Below are 26,067 nucleotides of genomic sequence, written 5' to 3'. Positions count from 1 at the left end.
TCCGCCCCCGGCCAAACCCTGAATCAACCCGAGACCCCATGGCCAAGAAGCTCAGCAAACCCCAGCGCGCCGTCATGATCTGGCTCAGCCGCGGCTGGAAGGCCTACGTCGCCTACGGCAACCGCGTGGAGGTCAACGGCAAGCCGGTCTGCACCGCCGAAACCATGGCGGTGCTGGAGAAAGCCGGCCTGGTCCAGCGCGAAGGCGTGGCCGCCTGGTCGGCCACCGAGGCCGGGCGCGAGTGGCGCGATCCGCCGGCGGAGTGAAGCCACCGCAAGCGCTGCCGGATTTCGTCCGGCAAGCGTTTCCCGCCTAACCTATAGCCCCCATGAACGAAACCGCCGCCCGCGAAAGCCGCGCCGCCTGGCTGCTGATGATCGTCGCCGCCACGATCCTGACGCTGACCATGGGCGTGCGGCAGTCGCTGGGGTTGTTCGTGATGCCGATCCACGACAGCAGCGGCCTGTCGATCGTCTCGATCAGCTTTGCGCTCGCGGTGGGCCAGCTGATGTGGGGCGTGGCCCAGCCCCTGTTCGGCATGTATGCCGACCGGCACGGTTCCGTCGGCGTGGTGCGGCTCGGCGGCGTGATGCTGGCCGGCGGCCTGGCGCTGGCGCCCTTCCTGCCCAGCCAGTGGGGCCTGCTGTTCACGCTGGGCCTGCTGTCGGCGGCCGGTGCGGGCGCCGGCAGCTTCTCGATCCTGATCGGCGCCACCTCGCGCCTGCTGCCGCCGGAGCGGCGGCCCTTCGCGGCGGGCTTCATCAATGCCGGCGGCTCCTTCGGCCAGTTCCTGTTCGCACCGATCACCCAGGCGGTGATCGCCTTCGCCGGCTGGGCCGCCGCCATGTTCACGCTGGCCGCCAGTGCCCTGCTGACCCTGCCGCTGGCGCGCCATCTGCGTGCGCCGCCCGCCCCTGCGGACGCGCCCCCTGTACCGGCCGAGGCCGACCCCGGTCTGGGCCAGGCGGTGCGCACGGCCTTTGCCGACCGCAGCTACTGGTGCCTGCACCTGGGCTTCTTCACCTGCGGCCTGCACATCGCCTTCCTGGTCACCCACCTGCCGGGCGAGGTGGCACTCTGCGGCCTGCCGGCCAGCGTCTCGGCGGTATCGCTGGCGCTGATCGGCTTGTTCAACATTGCCGGCAGCCTGACGGCCGGCGCGTTGGGCCAGCGCTACCGCATGAAGTGGCTGCTGGCCGCCATCTACGCCAGCCGCGCGCTGATGATCGCGATCTACCTGGTCTCGCCGCGCACGGCACTGACCTTCTACGTCTTCGCCGCCGCCCTGGGCTTCACCTGGCTGGCCACGGTGCCGCCCACGGCCGGGCTGGTGGGCAAGCTGTTCGGCACGCGCTACCTCGCCACCCTGTTCGGCCTGACCCTGCTGTCCCACCAGATCGGCGGCTTCTTCGGCGCCTGGCTGGGCGGCGTCACCATCACGCGCTTCGGCGACTACAACTGGATGTGGTACGCCGACATGGCCTTCGCCCTGCTGGCTGCGGCGGCGAACCTGCCGATCCGCGAGGAGCGGCCGCGGCAACAGGCGGTGGCCGCCTAGCGGCCCCCGCGCCGCTTCTTGCAGAGGCTTTCGCAGGGCACACCGTCACCGTCGCTGTCCAGCCTGCGCAGGCCGCACTCCTTCAGGTAACGCTTTGCTTCTGCACAGGATTTCATTTCCTTGCAGTAGGATTTTGCTTGGCAATCGCCCTCGACTTTCGGCTCCTTGGCCGAGAGGGCGGAGCGCTGGGAGCGATGGCAGTGGTAGCGCCCCGTCTTGGGGTCGGTATGGCATCCCTTGGCATCCAGCCCACCGCCGTGGGCGGCGGCCGTCCCGCAGGCCAGGCTGGCGACCAGCAGAACAATGATCAGGCGCATGAGCTCCCCGCAGCGGCGTCCCGGGACTATGCCGGACGCGGAAAACCCCGCCAATGCCGCCCCCTCGCACAAATGGGTGAGGCTGACTCACCAAGCCCTGCCTAACCTTGGCGAATGTGCCCCGGGGTGGGCCTCGCCGGCAGTTTGGTTGCCGGTGATTGAGGCGGACTCATCCCGAACCGTAGCCCCAGGAGAATTGCATGTCGGAACCCGTCCTTGTCGAACGCCGCGGCGCGGTGCTGTGGATCACCATCAACCGCGAGGAACGCCGCAACGCGCTCAACGAGCAGGTCGTGCGCAGCATCGACAAGGCCATCGCCGAGGCCCAGGCCGGCGGCGAGGTGAAGGCGATCGTGCTGACCGGCGCGGGCGACAAGGCCTTCTGCGCCGGCGCGGACCTGGCCAAGAACGCCAAGGGCTTTGCCTTCGCGGTGGATTTCGCGCGGCCCAGGCACTATATCGTGGACCTGTTCAAGCGCCTGCAGGAATGCACCCTGCCGGTGATCGCCCGCGTCAACGGCCATGTGATGGCCGGCGGCTTCGGCATCCTCTGCGCCTGCGACATGGCGATTGCCGCCGACGACATCCGCATCGGCACCACGGAGTCCAAGATCGGCGTCACGCCGATGATGATCCTGCCCTACATGCTGCGCGTGCTGCCGCCACGCAAGCTGCAGGAGATGTGCATCACCGGCGAGCAGTTCACGGCGCAGGATGCGCTGGACTGGGGCGTGGTGAACTACGTGGTGCCCCGCGCCGAACTCGACGCCAAGCTGGACTGGCTGCTGGCCCGCGTCACCGACAAATCGCCCACGGCCATCCGCCTGGGCAAGCAGGCCTACAACGCGATGCGCGACATGAGCCTGCGCGAGTCCCTGGAATTCGCCCAGGCGATGGTGCCGGTGATGTCCAGCACCGAGGACGCCAAGGAAGGCATGGCGGCCTTCCAGGAGAAGCGGCCGGCGAACTTCACGGGTAACTGATTCGCGCGTGGTACGCCCCTCGATACACCGCTACGCGGCACTCGGGGTGAACGGGTTGGTGGTGGAGCAGAAGAATGAAAAGCGAAGTACGCATCGGTTGCGGCGCCGGTTTCTGGGGTGATTCCGCGGAAGGCCCCAAGCAGCTGGTCGAGTCCGGCGAGATCGACTACCTGGTGCTCGACTACCTGGCCGAGATCACCATGAGCCTGCTGGCTCGCGCCCGCGCCAAGGATCCCAACACCGGCTATGCCACGGACTTCCCCGGCGTGGTCGCTTCGCTGGCGCCCAAGCTCAAGGAAAAGGGCATCCGCGTCGTCACCAATGCCGGCGGCGTCAACCCGCAGGCCTGCAAGGCGGCGATCGAGGAGAAGCTCAAGGAAAAGGGCATCGAGCTGAAGGTGTCCATCGTCACCGGCGACGACCTGCTGCCGCGCGCGGCGGAGTTCGCCGGGGTCAAGGAGATGTTCAACGGCTCGGACATGCCGCCGAAGCTGTGGAGCATGAACGCCTATCTGGGGGCCTTCCCCATCGCGGCGGCGCTGGATGGCGGCGCCGATATCGTGCTGACCGGCCGCTGCGTCGACAGCGCCGAGGTGCTGGGCGCGCTGATCCACGAGTTCCAGTGGAAGGCGGATGAATTCGACAAGCTCTCCGGCGGCAGCCTCGCCGGCCACGTGGTGGAGTGCGGCGCGCAGGCTACCGGCGGCGTCAGCACTGATTGGGAGAAGGTCTCCGAGGACTGGGATCGCATGGGCTTCCCCATCGCCATCTGCAAGCCGGACGGCTCCTTCATCGCCACCAAGCCGGCCAACACCGGCGGCCGCGTGGTGCCGGAGACCGTCGGCGAGCAGATCGTCTACGAGATCGGCGATCCTTCCGCCTACCTGCTGCCGGACGTGAACTGCGACTGGCGCCACATCAAGCTGACCCAGGTCGGCGAGAACCGCGTGGAAGTGAGCGGCGCCAAGGGCAGAGCGCCCACCGCCAGCTACAAGGTCTCCGCCACCTACCAGGACGGATTCCGCACGACCGGCACGATGATGATCGGCGGCGTGGATGCGGTGCGCAAGGCAGAGGCCGTGGCCGCGGCGATCCTCAAGCGCACGCGCGCCCTGATGGCCAAGCGCGGCATGGCCGACTACACCCGCACCGACGTGGAGATCCTGGGCGCCGAGGCCAACTGGGGCGCCAACAGCCGCCGCCGCGATGCGCGCGAAGTGATCATGAAGCTCGCCGTGCAGCATGCCGACAGCAAGGCGCTGGACGTCTTCGGCCGCGAGTTCATCCCCCCGGCCACGTCCATGGTGCAGGGCATCACCGGCTTCTCCGGCGGGCGCCCCTCGCCGACGCCGCTGGTGCGCCTGTTCTCCTGCCTGGTGCCCAAGGAGCAGTTGCCGATCGAGGTGGACGGCAAGCCCTTCATCGCCCCGGCGGTGAGCTACGGCGAAGCCACCGGCCAGCCAGCCAGCCCGAATCCGGGCGCCGCGCCCTCCGGGCCGACCAAGAAGGTACCGCTGATCAAGCTGGCCTGGGGCCGCTCCGGCGACAAGGGCGACGCCGCCAACATCGGCATCCTGGCGCGCAAACCCGAGTACCTGCCCTGGCTGGCGAAGCAGCTCACCGCCGACGCGGTGAAGCAGTACTTCGCCCACTTCGTCCAGGGCAAGGTCGAGCGCTTCGACATACCGGGCCTCAACGGCTTCAACTTCCTGATGCACAGCGCCCTCGGCGGCGGCGGCATGGCCAGCCTGCGTTATGACCCGCAGGGCAAGATGCTGGCGCAGGTGCTGATGGACATCGAGATCGACGTGCCGGCGGACCTCGCCGTCTGATGAACATGATGAACCTCGTACGCGCTACGCGCGGGGCTTCGACAAGCTCAGCCCGAACGGACGGCCCTCTCAGTCCGTTCGCCCTGAGCCTGTCGAAGGGTGAATGGGCTGGCACCAAGGCCTAGCATGACTCGCGCCGCTGCCAGGAAGCCCGTGGTACGCCTCGCGCGCGAACAGCGCGTGGACGAGATCCTGCAGGCGGCGCGCGACGTCTTCTGCGGGAAGGGCTACGAGGCGGCGGCGGTGGCCGAGATCGCGGCCCGCATGGGCGTGGTCGAAGGCACCATCTACAAGTACTTCGCCAGCAAGCGCGAGCTGCTGCTCAAGGTGCTGGAGCACTGGTACGAGGAGATGTTCGGCGACTACGCCCGCGACCTCGCCGGCGTCAGCGACGCACGCGGCCGCCTGCGCCTGCTGGTCTGGCGCCACCTGCGCTCGATCCGCGACTACCCCCTGCTCTGCCGCCTGATGTTCCGCGAGGTGCGCTCGGAGCAGGACTACCACGGCTCCGAGCTGCACGACCTGAACCGGCGCTACACGCAGCTGCTGCTGGACGTGGTCGAGGGCGGCATGCGCAGCGGCGAGTTCCGCGGCGACCTGCCGGCCACGCTGCTGCGCGACCTGGTCTACGGCGGCATCGAACACGGCACCTGGAACTACATCTGTGGCCGCGGCGGGCTGGATATCGACGCCCTGGCCGAGCAGCTCACCGCCGTGCTCTGCGAGGGCATCAGCGCCCCGGCGCAGGGCGGCGGACTCAAGCAGGAAATGGAAAGGCTGTCGCAGATCGCCAGCCGCATCGAAGAAGCATTACCGAAGAAGTGAACCCATGACCCAAACGCTACCCGACACCTCGAAGTGGCCCTTCCAGTCCGTGCTCGTCGCCAACCGCGGCGAGATCGCCGTGCGCGTGCTGCGCACCGTGCAGAAGCTCGGCCTCAAGGGCATCGTCGTCTACCACGCCGCCGACCGCGGCACCGCGGCGGTGAAGATGGCGGACCAGGCCATCGAGATCACTGGCTCGACGCCGGTGGCCAGCTACCTCGACGGCGCGCAGATCATCGCGGCGGCCAAGGCCAGCGGTGCCGGTGCGATCCATCCGGGCTATGGCTTCCTGTCCGAGAACAAGGGCTTCTGCGCCGCCGTGGAAGCCGCAGGCATCCGCTTCATCGGCCCCACGCCGGAGCAGATCGACCTGATGGGTGACAAGGTGCGTGCGCGCAACTTCGTCGAGAAGGCCGGCTTCCCGGTTGCCCCGAGCGCCATCGAGGATGACGACCCCAAGACCTTCGTCGAGCGCTCGCGCAAGGTCGGCGCGCCGCTGCTGATCAAGCCCAGCGCCGGCGGCGGCGGCAAGGGCATGCGCATCGTGCGTGACCTGGCGATCCTGGAGCAGGAGATCGAGCGCGGCCGCTCGGAAGGCCAGCGCTACTTCGGCGACGGCCGCCTGTACTGCGAGCGCTACATCGAGAACCCGCGCCACATCGAGGTGCAGGTGCTGGGTGACGGCCAGGGCAGCGTGGTGCACGTATTCGAGCGCGAATGCTCGGTGCAGCGCCGCTTCCAGAAGATCGTGGAAGAAACCCCCTCCCCGGCCCTGGATCCCGCGCTGCGCGAGAAGATTTGCGAGACCGCGGCCGGCATCGCCCGCTCGCTGAACTACCGCAATGCCGGCACCGTGGAGTTCATCTTCGGCCAGGGTGGCGAGTTCTACTTCCTGGAGATGAACACCCGCCTGCAGGTGGAGCATCCGGTCACCGAGGAGATCACCGGGATCGACCTGGTGCTGCAGCAGCTGCGCGTGGCCGCCGGCGAGAAGCTGGGCTACGGCCAGGCCGACGTGAAGTCCTCCGGTCACTCCATCGAATTCCGCATCTACGCCGAGGATGCCGCCCGAGGCTACACGCCGACCACCGGCCCGATCCTGGTGCTGCACCCGCCGCAGGGCGAAGGCGTGCGCTGGGACAGCGGCGTGCTGCAGGGCGGTGAGGTCACCTCCGCCTTCGATCCGATGATCGCCAAGCTGATCATCCGCGGCAACGACCGCAACGACGCCATCGCCCGCGCCGACAAGGCGCTGCGCGAGACTGTGCTGCTGGGCTGCAAGACCAACACCGCCTTCCTGCGTCGCCTGCTGCAGCACCCGGCCTTCATTGCCGGCGACGTGCACACCGGCTTCCTGGATGCCAACCCGCAGATCGCGGCGGAGCCGGAGATGCCGGCGGAGACGCTGCAGGCCCTGCTGGGCGCCGCGGCGCTGAGCACGCGGCCGATGCGCGACGTCGCCGACGCCGTGCCCGACATGCACGCTGCCATGGGCGGCTGGAGAAACTAATGCACCACGCATTCAAGCTCGGCGACAACGAGCACAACCTGGAACTCTCGCGCTCGGCCAGCGCCTACCGCCTGCACCTGGGCGAGCAGGTGGTGGACGTGGACCTCAGGACCGGCGCCGACGGCCGCGCCTGGCTGACGCTGGGCGGGCGCCACCTCGAGGTGGTGATCGCCACCCGCGGCGACGACGTCTTCGTGCACCTGGACGGCGAGGCTTACCAGTTGCGCTACCAGCACCCGCTGGACCGCCTGGCCGCGCAGGCTGGTGGCAGCGCCGAGGACAACATCCGCGCACCGATGCCGGGCAGCATCGTCGCCGTGCAGGTCAAGGCCGGCGATACCGTGACCAAGGGCCAGACCCTGCTGGTGATGGAGAGCATGAAGATGGAGACCACGATCGCCGCGCCGCGCGACGGCACGGTGGCCGCGGTCACCTACGAGAAGGGCCAGACCTTCGATCGCGATGCCCTGCTGCTGAGCCTGGAGCCGAACAAGTGAAAAGAATCGAATCGAAGCTGAACACGGCCTCCGCGGGCTTCCAGGCCAACGCCGCGCACAACCGCAAGCTGGCTGAGGAGTTCAAGGAAAAGCAGCGCGCGGTGCGCCATGACCGTCCGCAGCGCGACATCGACCGCCTGCGCCAGCAGAACAAGCTGCTGGTGCGCGAGCGCATCAAGCTGCTGCTCGATCCGGGCACGCCGTTCCTGGAGTTCTCCTCGCTGGCAGCCAACGAGGCCTATGACGGCGAAGTACCGGGCGCGGCCTGCGTCACCGGCATCGGCATCGTGTCGGGCCGCGAGGTCGTCATCAACGCGGGCGACGCCTCGGTCAAGGGCGGCGCCTGGTATCCGTTGACGGTCAAGAAGACCGTCCGCGCGCTGGACATCGCCATCGAGAACCGCCTGCCGGTGGTGCATCTCTGCGATTCCGCAGGCGGCTTCCTGCCTCTGCAGGCCGACCTGTTCGCCGACAAGTACATGGCGGGCCGCATCTTCCGCAATCAGTGCATGCTCTCCAAGATGGGCATCCAGCAGGTGTCGGTGGTGCTGGGCCACTGCACCGCCGGCGGCGCCTACGTGCCCGGCCTGTCGGACTACAACGTGATCGTGCGCGGCACCGGCGCGATCTTCCTCGCCGGCCCGCCGCTGGTGAAGGCCGCGACAGGCGAAGAGGTCAGCGTCGACGATCTCGGCGGTTGCGACATGCACACCAGCGTCTCCGGCACTGCCGACTACCCGGCTTCCTCGGAAGAGGAGGCCATCGCCATCGCACGTGACATCGTGGCGCAGTTCAAGCGGCCGCAGAAGGCGCACACCGAGTGGCAGCCCCCCGAAGAGCCGTATTACGACCCGAGCGAGCTCTACGGCGTGTTGCCGCAGGACATCAAGCAGGGCTTCGACATGCACGAGATCATCGCGCGCATCGTCGACGGCTCGCGCTTCCATGAATACCAGCCCAACTACGGCAAGACCCTGATCTGCGGCTACGCCCATATCTGGGGCTATAAGGTCGGCATCCTGGCCAACAACGGCGTGCTGTTCAACGACAGCTCGCTCAAGGGCGCGCACTTCATCGAGTTGTGCAACCAGGCCCGCACGCCGATCGTCTTCCTGCAGAACATCACCGGCTTCATGGTGGGCAAGGAATACGAGCGCCGCGGCATCACCAAGGACGGCGCCAAGATGATCATGGCGGTATCCAACTGCGAGGTGCCCAAGTTCACCGTTATGTGCCATGGCTCCTTCGGTGCTGGCAACTACGGCATGAGCGGCCGCGCCTTCGACAGCCGCTTCACCTTCAGCTGGCCGCAGTCGCAGATCTCGGTGATGGGTGCCGAGCAGGCCGCCAACACCCTGGCCGACGTGAAGATCCGCCAGCTTGCCCGCACCGGCAAGAAGTTGTCCCAGGAGGAAATCGACGCCATCCGCGATCCGGTGCTGGGCGAGTTCAAGCGCAAGCAGAGCGCCTACTGGTCCACCTCGGAAATCTGGGACGACGGCATCATCGACCCGGCGGACACGCGCAATGCCCTGGGCATCTCGCTGTCGGCGGCGCTGAACACCCCGATCGGCGATCCCCGCTACGGCGTGTTCCGCATGTAAGCTTGGGGACTGCTCCTCGCGTCGACAGACCCAATCCATGAACGCCCCGAACGCCGCCGTCCCTGCCTCCCGCCAGCCCCTGCTGCCGGCCTCCGTCGAGAGCTGCGTGGTCTATCGGCCCATACCGATCAGCCTGCGCAGCCGCGTCATCGTCTGGATGCTCAAGCGCTTCCTGCGCCCCTGGCTGGGCCGCCTGATCCGCGGCTCGGACGAGAAGATCGCGAAGATGCAGTTGCTGACGTCGCACATGAAGTGCCCCAACAACCATGGCCTGACGCTGGAATACAGCATCGTCGGCCAGGTTCCGGGGCATGTGTTCGGCGACCTGGCGGACACCGGCAAGCCGGTGATCCTGTGGCTGCACGGCGGCGCCTTCATCCTGCCGGCGGCGCCCTCGGCGCACCTGGAGATGGTGGCGCACCTGGCATCGAAGATCGGCGGCGCGGGCTACCTGCCCGACTACCGCCTGGCTCCGCGCAACCGCTTCCCCGCCGCGCTGGACGACTGCGAGCGCGCCTATCGCGCGCTGCTGGACCTAGGGCATGCGCCGTCCCGCATCATCGTGGGCGGCGATTCCGCCGGCGGGCACCTGCTGCTGGGCCTGCTGCAGCGCATCCGCAAGCACGGCTGGCCGATGCCGCTCTGCGTCATCCCGGTGTCGCCCGCCACGGAACTGGGCCGCATCCACTCGCCGCCGTCGCGCACCTGGAAGCGCCATGCCGACCCGATCCTGCCGATCGCCGCGCTGCAGCGCGTGGACGAGATGTTCGCCGGCGACTGGGACGCGTCCGACCCCGAGCTGTCGCCGCTGTATGCCGACTGCACCGGCTTCCCGCCGATGCTGATGCTGGCCACCAACAATGAGGTGCTGACCGACGACACCGTGCTGATGGCGCGCCGCGCCAAGGCCGCGGGGGTCGACGTGAAGTGCGAGATCTGGCCGAAGCTGCCGCACGCCTTCCCGCTGTTCGCATCGCTGTTCCCGGAGGTGCGGATCGTGCGCCAGGAGATGGTCGCGTACATCCAGGCGAAGCTCGCCGGCCACTGATCCATCTGTTTCCTCTCCCGCTCGCGGGAGAGGGGTTCTTGTTGAAGGAGGAGAACGACATGAGCCGCTACCAGACCGAATACCGCCGTTCGCTGTCCGAGCCCGAAGCCTTCTGGGCCGAGCAAGCGGAGAAGCTGCACTGGCACCAGCCCTGGGAGCAGGTACTGGACGACAGCAAGGCGCCGCTCTACCGCTGGTTTGCCGGCGGCTTGTTCAACACCTGCTACAACGCGCTGGACCGCCACGTGGAGAACGGCCGCGCCGACCAGGCCGCGCTGATCTACGACAGCCCGGTGACCGGCGTGGTACGTAGCTTCAGTTATCGCGAATTGCGCGACACCGTGGCCCGCTTTGCCGGCGCGCTGCTTGCGCAGGGCGTCAAGCAGGGCGACCGCGTGGTGATCTACATGCCGATGGTGCCTGAGGCCGCCGTGGCCATGCTGGCCTGCGCACGCATCGGGGCGATCCACTCCGTGGTTTTCGGCGGCTTTGCCGCGCCGGAACTGGCCAAGCGCATCGACGATGCCAAGCCCGTCCTGGTGGTGTCCGCCAGCTGCGGTGTCGAGGCCGGACGCATCATCGAGTACAAGCCGTTGCTGGACCAGGCACTGGACCTGGCCACGCACAAGCCCGCCCATTGCCTGATACTGCAACGCCCACAGGCCGTGGCCAAGCTGCAGGCACCGCGCGACCTGGACTGGAACGAGGCCGTCGCGGCGGCCCATCCAGCCGACTGCGTGCCGGTGGCGGCCACCGATCCGCTGTACGTGCTCTATACCTCGGGCACCACCGGCAAGCCCAAGGGGGTGGTACGCGACCATGGCGGCCACGCCGTGGCGATGCGCTATTCCATGGAGGCTGTCTACGACGTCAAGCCCGGCGAAGTGTTCTGGGCGGCCTCGGACGTGGGCTGGGTGGTGGGGCATTCCTACATCGTCTACGCACCGCTGCTGCAGGGCTGCACCACGATCCTCTACGAGGGCAAGCCGGTGGGCACGCCCGACGCCGGTGCCTTCTGGCGCGTGATCGCGCAGCACCGCGTCAGCACCTTCTTCACCGCCCCTACCGCCTTCCGCGCGATCAAGAAGGAAGACCCCAAGGGCACGCTGCTGCAGAAATACGACCTCTCCTGCCTGCGTACCCTGTTCCTGGCCGGCGAACGCTCCGACCCGGACACAATCCAGTGGGCGCAGCAGATGCTGCAGGTGCCGGTGGTGGATCACTGGTGGCAGACCGAGCTGGGCTGGCCGGCCATCGCCAACTGCCAGGGCCTGGAGCCGATGCCGGTGAAGCCGGGCTCCTCCACCGTGCCGGTGCCGGGCTTCGAGCTCTGCGCGCTGGACGCCGACGGCAAGCGCCTGGGCGCGGACGAGATCGGCAACCTGGTGCTGAAGCTGCCGCTGCCGCCGGGCACGCTGTCCACCATGTGGAACAACGAGCAGGGCTACCGCGACAATTACCTCACCCGTTACCCGGGCTGGTACCTCACCGGCGACGCCGGCTACATCGACGGCGACGGCTACGGCTGGATCATGTCCCGCATCGACGACATCATCAACGTGGCCGGCCACCGCCTGTCCACGGGCGCGATGGAGGAAGTGCTGGCCGGGCATCCGGACGTGGCCGAGTGCGCCGTGATCGGCGCCGCCGACACGCTCAAGGGCCAGTTGCCGGTGGGACTGGTGGTGCTGAAGACCGGCGTGGACCGCCCGCAGGACGAACTGCTGCGCGAACTGGTGGAGCGCGTCCGCTCGCAGATCGGCGCCGTGGCCTGCTTCAAGCAGGCGGCGGTGGTGGCGCGCCTGCCCAAGACCCGCTCCGGCAAGGTGCTGCGCGCCACGATGCGCTCGATCGCCGACGGCAAGCCCTACACCGCGCCGGCCACCATCGACGATCCGAAGATCCTCGACGAGGTGGGCGTGGCGCTGAAGGGGCTGGGTTATCCGGCAGCCTGAGTTTCAAGTTTTTTGCTGTAGAAGCCAGCTCGCTGGCGACTTCGTGCCTGGGAGTCGCCAGCAAGCTGGCTCCTACAGGAGCACCCGCCGGGGAAACCCGCATTCTCCGCTTTGGCGGCGCTAAACTGCGGACATGACCACGACCACCCTCGCTGGCCGTAACGGCCTGCCCCTGGCCGCCGATGTCGGCGGCAACCCGGACCAGCCTGCCGTCGTGCTGCTACACGGCGGCGGGCAGACCCGCCACGCCTGGTCCAAGGCATTCAAGCGGCTCGTGGCGGAGGGCTACCGCGCCATCTCCTACGACGCCCGCGGCCATGGCGGCAGCGGCTGGGCCGAGGACGGCGACTACTCCACCGACGCCATGGTGGCAGACCTCAAGGCAGTGATCGCCACGCTGCGGGCGCCGCCGGCCCTGGTCGGAGCTTCCATGGGCGGCATCACCTCGCTCACCGCCATCGGCGAGAGCAACTCACCCACCGCCAGCGCGCTGGTGCTGGTGGACGTGGCCCCCACCATCGAGCGCAAGGGTGTGGAAGCGATCCGCCGCTTCATGACGGCCAATCCGGGCGGCTTCGCCAACCTGGAGGAAGCCGCCGATGCGGTCGCCGCCTACAACCCCAGCCGCCCGCGTCCCAAGGATGCCTCGGGCCTGATGAAGAACCTGCGCCGCGGCGACGACGGCCGGCTCTACTGGCACTGGGACCCGCGCATCATCGCGGTGAGCAAGGAGGAGCATGTGGCCTACCTGGATGCCTACGAGGCACGCATGAGCGGCGCCGCGCGCCAGGTGAAGGTGCCGACGCTGCTGGTGCGCGGCAGCCAGAGCGACGTGGTCAGCGCCCAGGGCGCACGGCGCCTGCAGGAGCTGATCCCGCAGGCCGAGATCGCGGACATCGCCGGCGCGGGGCACATGGTGGCCGGCGACCGCAACGACGCCTTCAACGATGCCGTGGTGGACTTCCTGGCGCGGCATATCCCGCGATAGACGAAGAAGAATGCAGGCCGATGAACGATCCCACGACCATCACCCCGCCGAACCCGCCTGCCCTGCGCATCGAGCAAGGCGCCGCGCACCTCGACATCATGGTGCGGCAGACGCGCATCCATCACATGACGCTCAGCATCACGGCCGACACCAAGGCCAACATGCTGATGATCGCCGCCTCGGTGGTGCTGACCCTGGCGGCGCGCGAGGCCAACGGCGGCGAGAGCCTGCCCGCCCTGATCCTGACGATCTTCAGCCTGGCCTCGGTATGCCTGGCGATCATCGCCGCCATGCCCAAGCTTGGCAGCGGCGCCAAGGCCACACCCAGCCGCAACCTGCTGTTCTTCGCCCACTTCACCACGCTGAGCTACGAGCAGTACCTGCGCGAGATGGAAGAGGTCATGAGCTCGCCGGCCAAGACCTACGAGATGCAGTTGCGCGAGATCTACGAGATGGGCCAGTACCTGAAGCGCTACAAGTTCAGATACGTGCAGGCCGGCTACATGGTGTTCCTGATCGGCCTGTTCGCGGCGGGTTGTGCGTGGATCGCGCAAGCGGTGATGTAGGCGCGGGCGAGAACACATTCCCTCTCCCGCCAGCGGGAGAGGGTCAAGGTGAGGGTGGTGCGTCGGCGGTTACGCACCTCGCGCCGATTGAAGAGGCCCCTCTCGGCAACTGCCCCTGCGTTGCCCTACCTCGGGCGTCCATGCCCTCGTCCCCCACCCCTCTCCCACGAGGGGAGCGGGGTGCAACACATCAGGCAACGCGCTCGAACGTCAGCCCCGCATTCGCCACCAGGCGCTGCACCAGCGCATCGCCCAGCGCCGTCGCCGGCGTCCAGAAACCACCTGCGAGCTGGTCCTTGGGCTTGTCCAGCGCCAGGCAGGCACCGGCCTCCCCCAGCATCTTGCCGGTGGAGCCGTAGCCCGGATCGCGGTCGCCGGTGACCTTTACCACCAGCTTGCGGCCCGAGGCGGTCTCGCCGAAGACGCGGTGGTCGAACAGTCCCTTCTCCTGCTGTTCCGGCGTCGGCCCCTCGCCCGCCTGCGGCACGATCCTCTCCAGCAGCTTGCGCGTGGGCCCCATCGCGGTGGCAGCAACGAAAGCGCCCAAGCCCACCGCCGTGCCCGCAGCCGCCAGGCGACCCTTGAATCCGGGCCCGGCCATCACCGCCTCGTCGTAGCGGAAGTCCGCGCCGTAGGCCTGGTTGGCCAGGGCGTTGGAGCGGTGCACCACTCGGGTGTTGATGCCAGCCATTACGAAAGGCGACAGCCAGCTCCTGGCGTCCTCGTCGTATTCGGCGAACACCACGTTAGGCTGCTTCACCGTGCCGCGGCGGTCCGGCGGGCAGATGCCATAGGGGTCGCTCATCATGCGGCGCACCGCCGGGTCACGCGCGCTTTCCGCCACTGCGTTCATAAGGCTGGCCGCGGTGCCGCCGGAGAAGCCGCCGCGCAGCTTCTTCACGCGCATCTTGACGCGGGTGCAGGGCTCGCCGAACTCGCGCAGCGACTCCCGCTGCAGGAAATGCACGCCAAGGTCGGAAGGAATGGAGTCGTAGCCGCAGCAGTGGACGATGCGCGCGCCGCTACGCTGGGCCGCCTGCTCGTGCGCGGCGATCATGCGTGCGATCCACTGCGGCTCGCCGGTGAGGTCGCAGTAGTCGGTGCCGGTCTCGGCGCAGGTCTGCACCAGCGGCGAGCCGTAGAGCGCATAGGGCCCTACCGTGGAGATCACCACGTCGGTGGACTCGCAGAGCTTGCGCAGGGCCGCCTTGTCGGCCGCGTCAGCAATGATCAGGGGCAGCTTGGCGGCACCGGCGCCGAGGCTGTCGCGCAGTTGCTCCAGCTTGGCCTTGGAACGGCCGGCCAGGGCCCAGCGGAAGCTGCCGTCGGCGCCATGGCGCTGGAACAGGTAGCGGGCCAGGATCTGGCCGACGAAGCTGGTGGCGCCGAAGACGACGGCCTGGTACTGGCTCATGGGAGTTGCCCCTCTGGGATTTCAGGTGGCCGAGGATAGCCGCTGCAGCCCTACCCTGCACCATCTGGGCGATGTGCCGCCACGCCGCCTGCCGCAGAATGGCAGCTATCCATTGATGGAGCCCAAGCCGTGAGTGCACTCGAGCAGTTCCTGCCATACGTGGTCGGCCACCCCCAACACCGCGCCATGGGCGTGGAGCGCATCGAGGCCGCGGATGGCCGCTCGCGCATCGAGATCGATGTGGCCGGCGACATGGTCAATGCCGCCGGCATGTTCCTGGGCGGCAACGTCTATACGATCTGCGACATGGCCTGCTACGCCGCCCTGCTGAGCGAGCTGCCGGAAGGCCACAACGCCGTGACCCACGACATCCACGTATCGCTGATGCGTGGCGCCCGCGCGGGTGACCGGGTGGTCTTCACCGGCCGCGTGATCCGCCGCGGCCGCTCGGTTGCCTTCATGGAGGCCGAGGCCCGCGTCGGCGACGAGGTCATGGCCCGCGCCACCGTCACCAAGAGCATCCTCAAGCCACGAGCCTGATCCCGCTGCGGGACCCGCCGCGCCGAGTCGCACTTGATATATGAACATTGATCATTTAAGTTCGCCAGGAAGCGGTTACGGCTAGCCTGCTCCCCGCAGGCTCATCGTCCCGCCTCTCTGGATTCGCGTCCGGCGGATGCCTGCCGCCCACGGTTTCCTTCGCAATCTATATGAACAATGTTCATTGAGGAGCCATCATGACCACTACCCGTCCGCTCGTTGCCGCATCCGCCGCCCTGGCCCTGGTGCTGGTGGCCGCCCAGCCGCTGCCCGTGTCCGCCGCCGATCCTTCCGGCCTGTCGCGCGGATCGGAGCTGTCCGCCAACGGCAGCGCCACCGTGGCCGAAGGCAGTCTCGCCGTGGTCCAGGGCAGCGCTGACATGGTGGTGGTAGCGGTGGTCGCGGTCGGCGATGGCCTGCGCGTGACGCTGCAGGGCAGTGCCAAGGTCGGCAAGGTGGTGCTCGCGGTGCCGGTGGCCGTGGCCGGCGGGCTGTCCTACGCCGCGGGCCAGACGGTGACGGTAATCGCCGAGGGCGCGGGCTGGCTGATCGTGCGCACCGGCGAGGTGATCGCCTTCGTGCCGAACGAGGCCGGCAAGGCCCTGATGCATTCGCGCCCGGCGCGCTCGCTCGGCGCCGGCGCGTGATGCCCCTGCGCCGGGCGCAGGGCGCGCTGCTCGCCCTGGCTTTGCTGGCCAGCGCCCCGCTGCAGGCCGGCCAGGCCTGCGCGGACAAGCCGGTGACCCCGGCGGAGATGGGCAAGGCGATGCGCCTGGCGCAGCAGGTGCAGCAGGAACTGGATCGGCGGCAGGCGCAGGTGGCGATCCTCGGCCGCGTCGGTTCCGACGTGTCGAAATACGGCCTGCGCTACACCCATGCCGGCATCGCCTACCGCGCGCCCGGCGAGGCGGGCTGGACGATCCTGCACAAGCTCAATCATTGCGGTGAGGACCGCGCCTCGCTGTTCCGGGATGGCCTGATGAACTTCTTTCTCGACGACCCGCACGAGTACCGTGCGCTGCTGCTGTTGCCCACCGGGCCGCTGCAGGCGCGGCTGGCCCCGGCGGCGGCGGGCGATCTCGGCCTGGGACTGGATCAGCCGCGCTACAGCCTGCTGGCCTACCCTTTCACGCTGGAATACCAGAACTCCAACAGCTGGTTGCTGGAGTTCCTGGTGTCGGCGGGCTCGGATGTGCCGGTGATCGGCCGCGCCGCCGCGCAGGCGCAGTTGAGGCGCGCCGGCTACCGGCCCGACCGCATCGCGATAGCGCCGACCGAGCGCCTGGGGGCGACGCTGTTCCGCGCCAACTTCGCCTTCACCGACCACCCGTTGGGTGAGCGCCTCAGCGGCAACTACTCGGTGGTGACGGTGGAGTCGATCGCCCGCTGGCTGGGCGAGCGCCAATGGCTGGCGGAGAGCCACGAGCTGGCGCTGGCCGGCCCCTAGGGAACGTTTGAAAAGTCCGTTCGTGCTGAGCCTGACGAAGCACGGGCGGGGTGTCACCACGGCCGGCCAACGGGTGACCGCTCACCCTTCGACTGGCCCAGGGCGAACGGTAACTCTTTCCGAGCTTCCCCAGGGACTGGCCCTAGCGGAAGCTGTCGGCCCGGCGCGCGCCAGGGCCGCGGAAGGCCAGGCCCAGCAGCGAGGTCAGTAGCCATGCCAGCAGGATGCCGACCAGCGCGTAAGCACCTGCCTCCAGCGTCAGCGGCAGGCCGGGCTCGAAGCGCGTGGCGGCGTGGATCGCCGGGTCGAAGTTGCGCGCCAGGGCCAGCGGGCGCTCCCAGGCCGGGGCATTGCGCAGGGCGTCCTGCATCGCGGTGTAGCGCCGGTGGCGCTCGAGGGTGCTGCGGTGGATGCGGCCGGAGGCCTGGAACACCGCGTCCGCATTGTTCTCGTGGCGGCCCACGAAGTCTTCCACGTCCAGGTGCAGTTGCGCCGCCTCGGCCAGCAGTTCGCGGTAACGCACCTCGGCCTCCATCTGCGCGCCGGCCAGGGTGTTGCCGTAAGCCAGGTAGTAGACCGGGAACTGCGCCGCCGCGACCGCGAGCACTACGGCCGCGATCCGCTCGGAGACGCCACCGAAGAAGCGCGCAAGGAAATTCATGGTCCTGAGCATAGGTTCACCTGCTTCCGACCGCCAGCCAGGCCCCGGGTTCCGGGGCCGCCCTACTCCGGCAAGACGAGGTTGCCCCCCGATAGCGGCGTCATAGTGGCCAAAATAACCGCAGCACCGATCCCGGAGGGGGAGACAGGATGGCTAGCAAATCGGATTTCGCGCCGATCGTGGTGTCGTACATCATCTGCACGGGCGTGGCATTGGCCGTGATGCTGGGACTGGGCCTGCCGCAACCCTACGATGCGCTGGCCGGAGACTTCGCCGCCACGCTCGTGATCTTCGCCTTCAGCCGCAAGTACAGGAATTCCAGCTTCTACGATGCCTACTGGAGCGTGATCCCGCCGCTGCTGGCGGTGTACTGGTACTGGCTCAATGCCGACGCCGGCGCCAACCCGGTGCGCGTCGCGCTAGTGGTGGCCCTGGTCTGGATCTGGGGTATCCGCCTGACGGCCAACTGGGCGACCTTCTGGGGCGGCCTGCACCATGAGGACTGGCGCTACCCGATGATCAAGCAGCGCGCCGGCAAGGCGGAGCTGCCGGCCGACTTCTTCGCCATCCACCTGTTTCCCACGATCCAGGTGTTCCTCGGCTGCCTGCCGATCTACGCGGTGATCCGCTATGGCCAGGGCGAACTGGGCTGGCTCGATGCCGTGGCCTTCGTCGTCACGCTGGGTGCCATCACCATCGAGACGGTGGCGGACCTGCAGCTGCATGCCTACATCGCGAAGAAGAAAAAGCCCGGCGAGTTCATCACCAGCGGCCTCTGGGGCTGGTCGCGCCACCCCAATTACTTCGGCGAGCTGAGCTTCTGGTGGGGCCTGATGCTGTTCGGCCTCGCCGCCGCCCCGCAGTACTGGGCCTGGCTGATCCCGGGCGCGCTGGCCATGACGGCGATGTTCGTCTTCGCCAGCATCCCGCTGATGGACAAGCGCAGCGTCGAGCGCCGGCCGGCTTATGCCGAGCACATGCGCAAGGTCTCGGCCCTGGTGCCGCTGCCACCGCGGCGCTGAGCGACAGGAGGCACGGGCACGGCGCGCAGCGATCCTCGCTGGGCGCTTTTTTCAGTGAAGCGGCGGGGCTTTCGCTACACTCCGCCGCCATGGCACAGACCGCTACCCTGCATCACTTCGCGATCCAGCTCGCCGACATGGATCGCGGCATCTACGAGAGTTTCGAGTTGCGCGTGGCGCGGCAGCCCTCGGAGACCGCCGAGTTCATGCTCACCCGCGTGCTGGCCTATTGCCTGGAATACCAGGACGGCATCGTGCTGACCGAGGGCATCGCCGCGGTGGATGAACCGGCGGTGATGGTGAAGGACCTGACCGGCCGCGTGACCGCTTGGATCGAGGTCGGCGCGCCCGATCCGGAGCGCCTGCACCGCGGAGCCAAGCTGGCCGGCCGCGCCGCGGTCTACACGCATCGCGATCCGGGCCAACTGCTGGCACAGTACGCCGGACAGCGCATCCACCGCGCCGCCGACATCCCGGTCTACAGCTTCGAGCGCAACCTCATCGGCGGCATCGCCGGCAAGCTGGAGCGTCGCAACAGCCTGTCCGTCACCGTGACCGAGCGACAGCTCTACCTGGACCTGGGCGGCGAAAACCACACGCTCGCGATCACCGAGCAGCGCGCCGGCTGAGCCAACTCAGCGCCGCTGCTTGAGCCGATGGCCGACGTCGACGATCGCCGCGATCGCCGGCCGCAGTTCCGCACCCAGTTCGCTCAGCGAGTACTCCACCGTTGGCGGCGAGCTGTCCACCTCACGGCGGATCAATACGCCATCGCGCTCCAGTTGCCGCAGGCGCGCGGTGAGCACCTTGGCCGACACGCCCTTGATGTCGCCGCGCAGCTCGCTGAAGCGCCGCGGGCCATCACGCAGGTACCAGATCACGTGCGGCGACCAGGCGCCGCTGATCAGGCTCATGCATTCGCCCAGGGGGCAGACCTCCGGCGGCTGCTCGACCTTGTTCCTTCGGACCTTCACCATGCGCCAGCTCCAGCATGCGGTTACCTGCAGGTAACCCGAATATTTTCCCGAACCAGTTACCAAGGGTAACCAGCGCAGTATAGTGCCGCCACATTCGGACCAGGAGCCTTCGCATGTGGCAGGACACCGCGGTAAGCCGGAAGCTGGGGTTGCGCTACCCCATCGTGCAGGGGCCCTTCGGCGGCGGCCTGTCCTCCGTGGACCTGCTGGCGGCGGTGTCCAACGCCGGCGGCCTGGGCTCCTTCGGCGTGCATCACCTGACGCCGGCACAAATACGCGAACTGGACACCACGATCCGCTCGCGCACGACCAAGCCCTACGCCCTGAACCTCTGGGTCTCCAACCATGACGAGGGCGGCCTGTCGTTAAGTGCCGAGCAGTTCGCGGCGGGCATCGAGCGCTTCCGCCCCTACTACGAGGAGCTCGGCGTGGATCCGCCCGCCATGCCGGCGCGTTACGGCCAAAGCTTCGAGGAGCAGGTGGAGGCCGTGCTGGAAGCCAATCCGCCGGCCTTTAGCTTCGTGTTTGGCATTCCGTCGGCCCGCATCCTCGAGGAATGCCGGCGCCGCGGCATCGTCACCATCGGTGCCATCACCACCATCGATGAAGCCGTGGCGATGGAAGCGGCCGGCGTGGACCTGATCGTGGCCACCGGCTTCGAGGCCGGCGGCCACCGCGTGTCCTTCCTGGCGCCGGCGGAGGATTCGCTGACCGGGACTTTCGCGCTGATCCCCACGGTGGCGGACCGCGTGAAGACGCCGGTGATCGCCGCCGGCGGCATCGCCGACAGCCGCGGTATCGCGGCGGCGCTGATGCTGGGCGCGCAAGGCGTGCAGGTCGGCACCGCCTTCCTGGCTTGCCAGCAGTCCTCGGCCAGCAGGCCCCACCGGCGCATGCTGTTCGACGAGCGCAGCCGCTACACCGCGCTGACTCGCGTCTTCAGCGGCCGCCTGGCGCGCGGCATCCGCAATCGCTTCCTGGAGGAAATGGCCGCCTCGCGCGCCGCTCCCTTCCCCTACCCGATCCAGAACTGGTTCACCGGAAGCTTCCGCAAGGCCGCCGGCGAGCAGGACCGCCCGGACCGCATGTCGCTCTGGGCCGGCCAGGCCGCGCCGCTGCTGCGCCAGCACGACGCCGGGGAACTGTTCGCAGCCCTGGTGCAGGGCACCGACGCCCTGCTGGGCCGGCAGGCGGGGTAGCACCGCGAGGGACCGGGTAGAATGCCCGACCTTCTTCGTCGCGGTGTCCTTCCCGATGTCCTTCCTTTTCCATGTGCTGGCATGGCTGCCCCTGGCCGTGCTGCAAGGGCTGGGTGCCTTCGCCGGCTGGCTGCTGTGGGTCACCTCGTCCTCGCGCAAGCGCGTGGCGCTGCGCAACATCAGCCGCTGCATGCCGGAGCTGTCCGAGGCCGAGCAGCGGCGCATCGCGCGAGCCTCGGTAGGCCACGAGATGAAGACCTACATCGAGACTGCGCGCGTCTGGCTCGGCCCCGGTGGTTCGGTGAAGAACGCGGTCAAGGAATGGCGCGGCATCGAGGTGCTGGAGCGTGCCTTCGCCCAGGGCAAGGGCGTGATCCTGTTGACGCTGCACCAGGGCGCCTTCGAGGCCGTGGCCATCCCGATGTCGGCCAACTTCCCGTTCTATGGCCTGTACAAGCCACAGAAGGGCGCGCTCAACGCCCTGTCGCTCAAGGGCCGCTGCCGCTTCGGCGGCCGCATGGTCGCGGCCGAGGCCGGCGTGCGCAAGGCGGCACTGCCCCTGCTGGCCGAGGGCTTGGGCGTCTACTACATGCCGGACCACGATCCGCCACCGGGCCGCGGCGTGTTCGTGCCCTTCATGGGCGTGCCGGCGCATACACCGACCCTGATCGCGCGCCTGGTGCAGGAGTCGGGCTCGCCGGTGGTCTTCATGTTCGGCGAGCGCCTGCCCTGGGCACGGGGCTACATCGCGCATTACGTCGAAGCACCCGCCGGCATCCATGACCCCGACGTGGAGAAGGCCACCGCGGCGATGAACCTGGGCCTGGAGCAATGCGTGCGCGACTGCCCGGAGCAGTACTGGTGGGGCTACAAGCGCTTCCGCCGCCAGCCGCCCGGGGCGCCGGATTTCTACCGCGGGGCCTGAGCCTGTGAACCCCGGCAGGGCTATGGCAGTCTGAGCGGGACATTTCCCGAACCGACATGCCATGACCCTGCCCCGCAGCGACGGACCGCTGTTCATCGTCATCAACGCCGGCTCCGGTGCGCAGCAAGCCACCGAAACCCAGGCCCGGATCGCCGCGCTGCTGGATACGGCCGGCCGCGCCCATCGCTTCCTGCCCGCCACCGGCGGCGGCGTGGTCGCCGCGGCCAGGCAGGCGGTGGCTCTGGCCCGCGCCGAGCACGGCGTGGTGGTGGCCGCCGGCGGCGACGGCACCCTCAACGCCGTGGCGCAGGCGGTCATCGGTGCCGGCCTGCCCTTCGCGGTGCTGCCACAGGGCACCTTCAATTACTTCGGCCGCACCCATGGCATCCCGCAGGAGACCGAGGCGGCAGTGCGCGCCCTGCTGCGCGCCGAGCTGCAGCCTGTACAGGCCGGGATGGTCAACGACCGGCTGTTCCTGGTGAACGCCAGCCTGGGCCTCTACCCCACCCTGCTGGAAGACCGTGAAGCCTACAAGCAGCAGCTGGGGCGCAGCCGCATCGTCGCGCTGATCGCCGGCCTGGCCACGCTGCTGCGCGAGCGGCGCCAGCTGGAGCTGTGCATCGAGCAGGACGGCCAGGAGCTGTGCCTGCGCACGCCGACGCTGTTCGTCGGCAACAACCGCCTGCAGTTCGAGCGGATCGGCATCGCCGAGGCGCCGGCCCTGGAAGCCGGCCGGCTGGTCGCCGTCATGCTCAAGCCGATCCGTGGTCTGAGCATGCTGGGCTTGCTGCTGCGCGGCGCCCTCGGGCGCCTGGGAGAGGCCGACACGGTGACCAGCTTCAGCCTGCGCAACCTGACGGTGCGCACACGGCGCAAGCGCCGCCTCAAGGTGGCCACCGACGGCGAGGTCTTCCACCTGCACACGCCGCTGCGGTTCCGCGTGGCACCGCAGCCGCTGCTGCTGATGGTGCCGCGGCTGGAAGATCGCGTGGAGCCGGCCTGATGCTGCTGCTGCAGGTCTCCGATCCGCATTTCGGCACCGAGCGGCCACAGGTGGTGCAGGCCCTGCGTCGTCTGGCCGAAGCCCAGCGGCCCCAGGTGCTGCTGTTGTCGGGTGATATCAGCCAGCGCGGCAGTGATACGCAGTTCGACGCGGCGCGGCGCTTCGTCGACAGCCTGCGCATCCCGGCGATGCTCACGGTGCCGGGCAATCACGACATCCCGCTGCTGAATCCGCTGGCACGCTGGCTGCGGCCCTATGCCGCCTACCAGCGCCGCTTCGGCGACGAGCTGGAACCGGTGCTCGACCTGCCGGAGCTGCTGGCCATCGGCGTCAACACCACGCGCCCGCGCCGCCACAAGGACGGCGAGGTCTCTGCGGAGCAGGTGCGACGCGTGGCCCAGCGGTTGCGCCATGCCAAACCTCAGCAGCTCCGCGTCGTGGTGACGCACCAGCCGGTGCACGTGGTGCGGCCACGCGACGAGCACAACCTGCTGCATGGCGCCGGCGCTGCCGTCCGCGCCTGGACCGAGGCCGGGGCCGACCTGGTGCTGGGGGGCCACATCCACTTCCCCTCGGTCGGCCTGCTGGCGGACCGCTACCCCGGCCTGCCCCGACGCGCCTGGGGCGTGCAGGCCGGCACCGCGGTGTCCTGGCGCATCCGTTTCGAAGCCGGCAACTCGGTGAACCTGCTGCACTACGACGCCGCCGCCCTGCAATGCCGTGTGGAGCGCTGGGACTACCGCGATGCCGCGGACGCCTTCGAACTGGCCCGCAGCGAGGAGCTGCCGCTGCAGCGGGACGCCGCATGAACGACACCGCCGCCTTCGTCGCCGATCATCCCTTGCTGGTCTTCGCGACTCTCTGCACCGGCATGCTGCTGCTGATGGGCCTGGCCTGGGCGCTGATCCGGCGCCTGCGCGCCCTGCACTTCTTCGACCGCCGCGAACTGGCCTGGCACCTGGGCCTGGGCTTCTGCATCGTGCTGGCCACGCTGTCGGCCTTCCTGGCGCTGGCCGACGAGATCGGCGTGGACGAGGAACTGGGCCGCTTCGATGAGGCCCTCGCCGGGGAACTGTCGCAGCGCCTGCAGGCGCAGACGCTGCGAATCTTCGGCGCACTGACCCACCTGGGTGATTTCTGGACGCTCACCGCGCTATGCGTGGTGGTGGCGATGCTGCTGCTGCGGCAGGGTCATCATCGGCTGGCGATCGCCTGGGTGGTGGCGCTGGCCGGCAACGGCCTGCTGAACCGGGCACTGAAGGAGCTGTTCCAGCGCAGCCGCCCGCTGCACGAGCACGGCTGGGCCCACGCCAACGGCTGGAGTTTCCCCAGCGGGCATTCGTCCGGCTCGCTGGTGGCCTACGGCATGCTCGCCTGGGTGCTGATGCGCTTCACGCCGCGCGTGCTGCACCTGCCACTGGCCCTGGCCGCCATCGCCACCGCCCTGCTGGTGGGCTACAGCCGCATCGTGCTTCAGGTGCACTGGTTCAGCGACGTGCTGGCGGGCTTCATGCTAGGCAGCGCCTGGCTGGCGGTCTGCATCGCCGGGGCGGAGATGGCAAGGCTGCGGGGCGAAACAACCTGACAGTAGGTTCAGGTTTTCAAGCCCGTGGCACCCCGATATCGTTGCCGCCCATCGAGGCACACGATCATCATTCCAGGGGGGAGCCACCATTCATGAACATGTCTTGCAGAAGCGCCGTGGCATTGCTGGCGGCATTGCTGGCGGCCTGCGGCGGCGGCGGCGCGGGAGGAGGTCCGGCGGAGCTTCGTCTCTCGACATCCAGCGTCGTCGTCACGGCCAAGACCACCGGCGTTGCACCATCCAGTTCGATCTATTTCAGCTTCGGCAGGACGGCAGGCCGCGAGGTCTACCCTACGGCAACAGCGACGGCGGCCGGCATTGCCCGCACTGAAGTCACGATCGATGCCTCCGGCGGAGGCCGCCTCCAGATTTTCTTCAAGGACCCGGACCGGCTTGGCGCCGACACCTACACCGACAAGGTGACGCTGAAGCTGTGCTACGACACCGCCTGCGCCGAGCACCTGGCGGGCAGCCCGCGCATCGTGGAAGCCCGCTACACCGTCACCGGCAGCGCGGCACCGGAGCCGGACCCTGCACTGCCGGTTTCGGCGGCGCCGGTGGATGGAGGCCTGCTCGCCGCCACCACACTGGCCATGGGCGACCATGACGTGGTCGACGCGGCCTACAGCGACGCGCTGGAGGCCGTCGTGATGATCTCCACACAGCCGGCCAACGCGCTCTACGTCTACGACACAGCCACCAATACCGAGGCGAAACTGGACCTGGATCAGGCGCCCGCCGCCATGGCGCTGAGCAGCGATGGCCGGACCGTGGCCATCCTGCTGGCGGCATCCGAAGCGGCAGGAGCCAAGCTGGTATACGCGGCGCTGCCGGACTCCGGCGCTCCGGGCGCGGTGACCGCCGCCTCCACCACCCTCCTGCCGGCGTCCGACCTGCTGCTGGGTGGCAGCCGGATCGCTCATCTGCTTCCGGGCCCCATCGACACCCTGCCCTACGGGTTCATCACCTCGATCCACCTCGACACCAAGGCCGTGCAGACCAGCGGCTTCGATGTGCCGTTCCAGCTGACCGGTGCCCTGCACCCCAGCGGCCAGTCGATCTATGCCATCCCGCCCCTGCCGTCCACCGGCGACATCATCAAGTTCGAGGTGAACGAGCGCGGCACCCTCCGGCTGTACGAATCCGGCGACGGCGGCACGCATCCGGGCTGCGGTCGCCTGTGGCTGTCCGCGACCGGCAACCGCGTCTACACCGCCTGCAGCGCTGTCTTCCGTGCCTCGGAGTATCGCAGGAACGACCTGACGCACATGGGCAACGTTGCGCTGTTCGGGCCCACGGGCGGCATCCAGTCACTGAGCGATTCGGTGGCGGCTGGCGAGATCGCGATCGCCGAAACCAACAACGAGTCCTGCTACCGGGCACCCTTCGCCGAGTGCAGCAGCCGTCTTAACTTCTATGACCGGGACACCGTGGCGCCAACAGCAAGCTTCGAGGTCCCGGAGAGCGGCATCGCCGGCTTCGTGTTCCACAACGGCAGCGGCGACAACGTCTACCTCATCGTGCGCCGCTACAACGACCCGTCCCTGCCCGAGCCGGGGCCGGACAACCTGCTGCTGCGGCTGGCCCGATAGAGCCCGCCGCCACAAACAA

The 26,067-nt window shown here is 68.6% G+C and carries 27 protein-coding genes; 23 read left to right on the top strand and 4 right to left on the bottom strand.

Annotated elements, in window-relative coordinates; all coding sequences use genetic code 11:
- Positions 1–38: 38 nt before the first annotated feature.
- Together QT386_RS13905 and QT386_RS13900 are read left to right on the top strand one after the other, a co-directional pair.
- Entirely contained in the window at positions 39–266 is a 228-nt protein-coding gene (locus QT386_RS13905; protein ID WP_289274380.1) for a hypothetical protein, read from the top strand.
- 62 nt (positions 267–328) lie between these two features.
- Positions 329–1,558, top strand: coding sequence for an MFS transporter (locus QT386_RS13900; RefSeq protein WP_289274379.1), 1,230 nt, complete (start codon positions 329–331; stop codon positions 1,556–1,558).
- Here the strand turns inward: QT386_RS13900 and QT386_RS13895 are convergent.
- Positions 1,555–1,875, bottom strand: a complete 321-nt coding sequence (locus QT386_RS13895; RefSeq protein ID WP_289274378.1) for an excalibur calcium-binding domain-containing protein — start codon at positions 1,873–1,875, stop codon at positions 1,555–1,557. The two genes, QT386_RS13900 and QT386_RS13895, sit on opposite strands and share 4 nt — an antisense overlap.
- A 200-nt stretch (positions 1,876–2,075) precedes the next feature.
- On the opposite strand from QT386_RS13895, the gene QT386_RS13890 reads away from it, so the two are divergent.
- The 10 genes from QT386_RS13890 (at position 2,076) to QT386_RS13845 (ending at position 13,683) form a co-directional block, all read left to right on the top strand.
- Positions 2,076–2,858 carry an enoyl-CoA hydratase-related protein gene (locus QT386_RS13890; protein ID WP_289274377.1) on the top strand — a complete coding sequence of 261 codons (783 nt, stop codon included), beginning with the start codon at positions 2,076–2,078 and terminating at the stop codon, positions 2,856–2,858.
- 74 nt (positions 2,859–2,932) lie between these two features.
- A complete protein-coding gene (locus tag QT386_RS13885; protein ID WP_289274376.1) occupies positions 2,933–4,690 on the top strand; it encodes an acyclic terpene utilization AtuA family protein in 1,758 nt (585 codons plus the stop codon).
- Between the two features lie 126 nt (positions 4,691–4,816).
- Positions 4,817–5,515, top strand: coding sequence for a TetR/AcrR family transcriptional regulator (locus QT386_RS13880; protein ID WP_289274375.1), 699 nt, complete (start codon positions 4,817–4,819; stop codon positions 5,513–5,515).
- A 4-nt stretch (positions 5,516–5,519) separates the two neighbouring features.
- Positions 5,520–7,025: an acetyl/propionyl/methylcrotonyl-CoA carboxylase subunit alpha gene (locus QT386_RS13875; RefSeq protein ID WP_289274374.1), complete on the top strand. Its 1,506-nt coding sequence runs from the start codon at positions 5,520–5,522 to the stop codon at positions 7,023–7,025.
- Positions 7,025–7,522, top strand: coding sequence for an acetyl-CoA carboxylase biotin carboxyl carrier protein subunit (locus QT386_RS13870; RefSeq protein WP_289274373.1), 498 nt, complete (start codon positions 7,025–7,027; stop codon positions 7,520–7,522). Before QT386_RS13875 ends, QT386_RS13870 begins: the two co-directional genes overlap by 1 nt.
- Positions 7,519–9,126, top strand: coding sequence for a carboxyl transferase domain-containing protein (locus tag QT386_RS13865; protein WP_289274372.1), 1,608 nt, complete (start codon positions 7,519–7,521; stop codon positions 9,124–9,126). The genes QT386_RS13870 and QT386_RS13865 overlap by 4 nt, the downstream gene beginning before the upstream one ends.
- A 37-nt stretch (positions 9,127–9,163) precedes the next feature.
- Positions 9,164–10,174, top strand: a complete 1,011-nt coding sequence (locus QT386_RS13860) for an alpha/beta hydrolase (RefSeq protein WP_289274371.1) — start codon at positions 9,164–9,166, stop codon at positions 10,172–10,174.
- Positions 10,175–10,233: 59 nt separating this feature from the next.
- Complete coding sequence (locus QT386_RS13855; RefSeq protein ID WP_289274370.1) at positions 10,234–12,129, top strand: propionyl-CoA synthetase; 1,896 nt, start codon at positions 10,234–10,236, stop codon at positions 12,127–12,129.
- A 133-nt stretch (positions 12,130–12,262) separates the two neighbouring features.
- The gene (locus tag QT386_RS13850; RefSeq protein WP_289274369.1) at positions 12,263–13,117 is read left to right on the top strand and encodes an alpha/beta fold hydrolase; all 855 of its coding nucleotides are present in this window, start codon (positions 12,263–12,265) and stop codon (positions 13,115–13,117) included.
- Between the two features lie 20 nt (positions 13,118–13,137).
- A complete protein-coding gene (locus QT386_RS13845; protein ID WP_289274368.1) occupies positions 13,138–13,683 on the top strand; it encodes a Pycsar system effector family protein in 546 nt (181 codons plus the stop codon).
- A 190-nt stretch (positions 13,684–13,873) separates the two neighbouring features.
- Here QT386_RS13845 and QT386_RS13840 read toward each other — a convergent pair whose 3' ends face one another.
- On the bottom strand, positions 13,874–15,097 hold the full coding sequence (locus QT386_RS13840; RefSeq protein WP_289274367.1) for a trans-acting enoyl reductase family protein: 1,224 nt from the start codon (positions 15,095–15,097) through the stop codon (positions 13,874–13,876).
- Between the two features lie 129 nt (positions 15,098–15,226).
- Here QT386_RS13840 and QT386_RS13835 point away from each other — a divergent pair, with 129 nt between their 5' ends.
- The 3 genes from QT386_RS13835 to QT386_RS13825 all read left to right on the top strand — a co-directional run bounded on the left by QT386_RS13835 (position 15,227) and on the right by QT386_RS13825 (position 17,084).
- Positions 15,227–15,637 carry a PaaI family thioesterase gene (locus QT386_RS13835; protein ID WP_289274366.1) on the top strand — a complete coding sequence of 137 codons (411 nt, stop codon included), beginning with the start codon at positions 15,227–15,229 and terminating at the stop codon, positions 15,635–15,637.
- 197 nt (positions 15,638–15,834) lie between these two features.
- Entirely contained in the window at positions 15,835–16,284 is a 450-nt protein-coding gene (locus QT386_RS13830; RefSeq protein ID WP_289274365.1) for a hypothetical protein, read from the top strand.
- Positions 16,284–17,084: a DUF2145 domain-containing protein gene (locus tag QT386_RS13825; protein WP_289274447.1), complete on the top strand. Its 801-nt coding sequence runs from the start codon at positions 16,284–16,286 to the stop codon at positions 17,082–17,084. Before QT386_RS13830 ends, QT386_RS13825 begins: the two co-directional genes overlap by 1 nt.
- A 142-nt stretch (positions 17,085–17,226) precedes the next feature.
- Here QT386_RS13825 and QT386_RS13820 read toward each other — a convergent pair whose 3' ends face one another.
- On the bottom strand, positions 17,227–17,745 hold the full coding sequence (locus QT386_RS13820; RefSeq protein WP_289274364.1) for a DUF2937 family protein: 519 nt from the start codon (positions 17,743–17,745) through the stop codon (positions 17,227–17,229).
- A 149-nt stretch (positions 17,746–17,894) separates the two neighbouring features.
- On the opposite strand from QT386_RS13820, the gene QT386_RS13815 reads away from it, so the two are divergent.
- Both QT386_RS13815 and QT386_RS13810 read left to right on the top strand, forming a co-directional pair.
- Entirely contained in the window at positions 17,895–18,767 is an 873-nt protein-coding gene (locus tag QT386_RS13815; protein ID WP_289274363.1) for a DUF1295 domain-containing protein, read from the top strand.
- 89 nt (positions 18,768–18,856) lie between these two features.
- Positions 18,857–19,396: a YaeQ family protein gene (locus QT386_RS13810; protein ID WP_289274362.1), complete on the top strand. Its 540-nt coding sequence runs from the start codon at positions 18,857–18,859 to the stop codon at positions 19,394–19,396.
- A 6-nt stretch (positions 19,397–19,402) separates the two neighbouring features.
- Here QT386_RS13810 and QT386_RS13805 read toward each other — a convergent pair whose 3' ends face one another.
- Positions 19,403–19,744, bottom strand: coding sequence for a helix-turn-helix domain-containing protein (locus tag QT386_RS13805; protein ID WP_289274361.1), 342 nt, complete (start codon positions 19,742–19,744; stop codon positions 19,403–19,405).
- Positions 19,745–19,857: 113 nt separating this feature from the next.
- Here QT386_RS13805 and QT386_RS13800 point away from each other — a divergent pair, with 113 nt between their 5' ends.
- From QT386_RS13800 to QT386_RS13775, 6 genes are all read left to right on the top strand, one after another.
- A complete protein-coding gene (locus QT386_RS13800) occupies positions 19,858–20,943 on the top strand; it encodes a nitronate monooxygenase family protein (RefSeq protein ID WP_289274360.1) in 1,086 nt (361 codons plus the stop codon).
- Between the two features lie 55 nt (positions 20,944–20,998).
- Positions 20,999–21,868: a lysophospholipid acyltransferase family protein gene (locus QT386_RS13795; RefSeq protein WP_289274359.1), complete on the top strand. Its 870-nt coding sequence runs from the start codon at positions 20,999–21,001 to the stop codon at positions 21,866–21,868.
- Positions 21,869–21,929: 61 nt separating this feature from the next.
- Entirely contained in the window at positions 21,930–22,871 is a 942-nt protein-coding gene (locus QT386_RS13790) for a diacylglycerol kinase family protein (RefSeq protein ID WP_289274358.1), read from the top strand.
- Entirely contained in the window at positions 22,868–23,680 is an 813-nt protein-coding gene (locus QT386_RS13785; RefSeq protein WP_367401442.1) for a metallophosphoesterase, read from the top strand. The genes QT386_RS13790 and QT386_RS13785 overlap by 4 nt, the downstream gene beginning before the upstream one ends.
- Positions 23,677–24,456: a phosphatase PAP2 family protein gene (locus QT386_RS13780; protein ID WP_289274356.1), complete on the top strand. Its 780-nt coding sequence runs from the start codon at positions 23,677–23,679 to the stop codon at positions 24,454–24,456. The genes QT386_RS13785 and QT386_RS13780 overlap by 4 nt, the downstream gene beginning before the upstream one ends.
- Positions 24,457–24,548: 92 nt before the next feature.
- Positions 24,549–26,048 carry a hypothetical protein gene (locus QT386_RS13775; RefSeq protein WP_289274355.1) on the top strand — a complete coding sequence of 500 codons (1,500 nt, stop codon included), beginning with the start codon at positions 24,549–24,551 and terminating at the stop codon, positions 26,046–26,048.
- Positions 26,049–26,067 lie beyond the last annotated feature (19 nt).

This window comes from Solimonas sp. SE-A11 (assembly GCF_030345715.1).
GTDB lineage: Bacteria > Pseudomonadota > Gammaproteobacteria > Nevskiales > Nevskiaceae > Solimonas_A.
This window is presented reverse-complemented; position numbering and strand designations above follow the sequence as displayed.

Coding starts and splice junctions, on each gene's coding strand:
- QT386_RS13905 (WP_289274380.1), top strand. CDS start 39: ATGGCCAAGAAGCTCAGCAAACCCCAGCGCGCCGTCATGATCTGGCTC.
- QT386_RS13900 (WP_289274379.1), top strand. CDS start 329: ATGAACGAAACCGCCGCCCGCGAAAGCCGCGCCGCCTGGCTGCTGATG.
- QT386_RS13895 (WP_289274378.1), bottom strand. CDS start 1,875: ATGCGCCTGATCATTGTTCTGCTGGTCGCCAGCCTGGCCTGCGGGACG.
- QT386_RS13890 (WP_289274377.1), top strand. CDS start 2,076: ATGTCGGAACCCGTCCTTGTCGAACGCCGCGGCGCGGTGCTGTGGATC.
- QT386_RS13885 (WP_289274376.1), top strand. CDS start 2,933: ATGAAAAGCGAAGTACGCATCGGTTGCGGCGCCGGTTTCTGGGGTGAT.
- QT386_RS13880 (WP_289274375.1), top strand. CDS start 4,817: ATGACTCGCGCCGCTGCCAGGAAGCCCGTGGTACGCCTCGCGCGCGAA.
- QT386_RS13875 (WP_289274374.1), top strand. CDS start 5,520: ATGACCCAAACGCTACCCGACACCTCGAAGTGGCCCTTCCAGTCCGTG.
- QT386_RS13870 (WP_289274373.1), top strand. CDS start 7,025: ATGCACCACGCATTCAAGCTCGGCGACAACGAGCACAACCTGGAACTC.
- QT386_RS13860 (WP_289274371.1), top strand. CDS start 9,164: ATGAACGCCCCGAACGCCGCCGTCCCTGCCTCCCGCCAGCCCCTGCTG.
- QT386_RS13855 (WP_289274370.1), top strand. CDS start 10,234: ATGAGCCGCTACCAGACCGAATACCGCCGTTCGCTGTCCGAGCCCGAA.
- QT386_RS13850 (WP_289274369.1), top strand. CDS start 12,263: ATGACCACGACCACCCTCGCTGGCCGTAACGGCCTGCCCCTGGCCGCC.
- QT386_RS13845 (WP_289274368.1), top strand. CDS start 13,138: ATGAACGATCCCACGACCATCACCCCGCCGAACCCGCCTGCCCTGCGC.
- QT386_RS13840 (WP_289274367.1), bottom strand. CDS start 15,097: ATGAGCCAGTACCAGGCCGTCGTCTTCGGCGCCACCAGCTTCGTCGGC.
- QT386_RS13830 (WP_289274365.1), top strand. CDS start 15,835: ATGACCACTACCCGTCCGCTCGTTGCCGCATCCGCCGCCCTGGCCCTG.
- QT386_RS13825 (WP_289274447.1), top strand. CDS start 16,284: ATGCCCCTGCGCCGGGCGCAGGGCGCGCTGCTCGCCCTGGCTTTGCTG.
- QT386_RS13820 (WP_289274364.1), bottom strand. CDS start 17,745: ATGAATTTCCTTGCGCGCTTCTTCGGTGGCGTCTCCGAGCGGATCGCG.
- QT386_RS13815 (WP_289274363.1), top strand. CDS start 17,895: ATGGCTAGCAAATCGGATTTCGCGCCGATCGTGGTGTCGTACATCATC.
- QT386_RS13810 (WP_289274362.1), top strand. CDS start 18,857: ATGGCACAGACCGCTACCCTGCATCACTTCGCGATCCAGCTCGCCGAC.
- QT386_RS13805 (WP_289274361.1), bottom strand. CDS start 19,744: ATGGTGAAGGTCCGAAGGAACAAGGTCGAGCAGCCGCCGGAGGTCTGC.
- QT386_RS13800 (WP_289274360.1), top strand. CDS start 19,858: ATGTGGCAGGACACCGCGGTAAGCCGGAAGCTGGGGTTGCGCTACCCC.
- QT386_RS13795 (WP_289274359.1), top strand. CDS start 20,999: ATGTCCTTCCTTTTCCATGTGCTGGCATGGCTGCCCCTGGCCGTGCTG.
- QT386_RS13790 (WP_289274358.1), top strand. CDS start 21,930: ATGACCCTGCCCCGCAGCGACGGACCGCTGTTCATCGTCATCAACGCC.
- QT386_RS13780 (WP_289274356.1), top strand. CDS start 23,677: ATGAACGACACCGCCGCCTTCGTCGCCGATCATCCCTTGCTGGTCTTC.
- QT386_RS13775 (WP_289274355.1), top strand. CDS start 24,549: ATGAACATGTCTTGCAGAAGCGCCGTGGCATTGCTGGCGGCATTGCTG.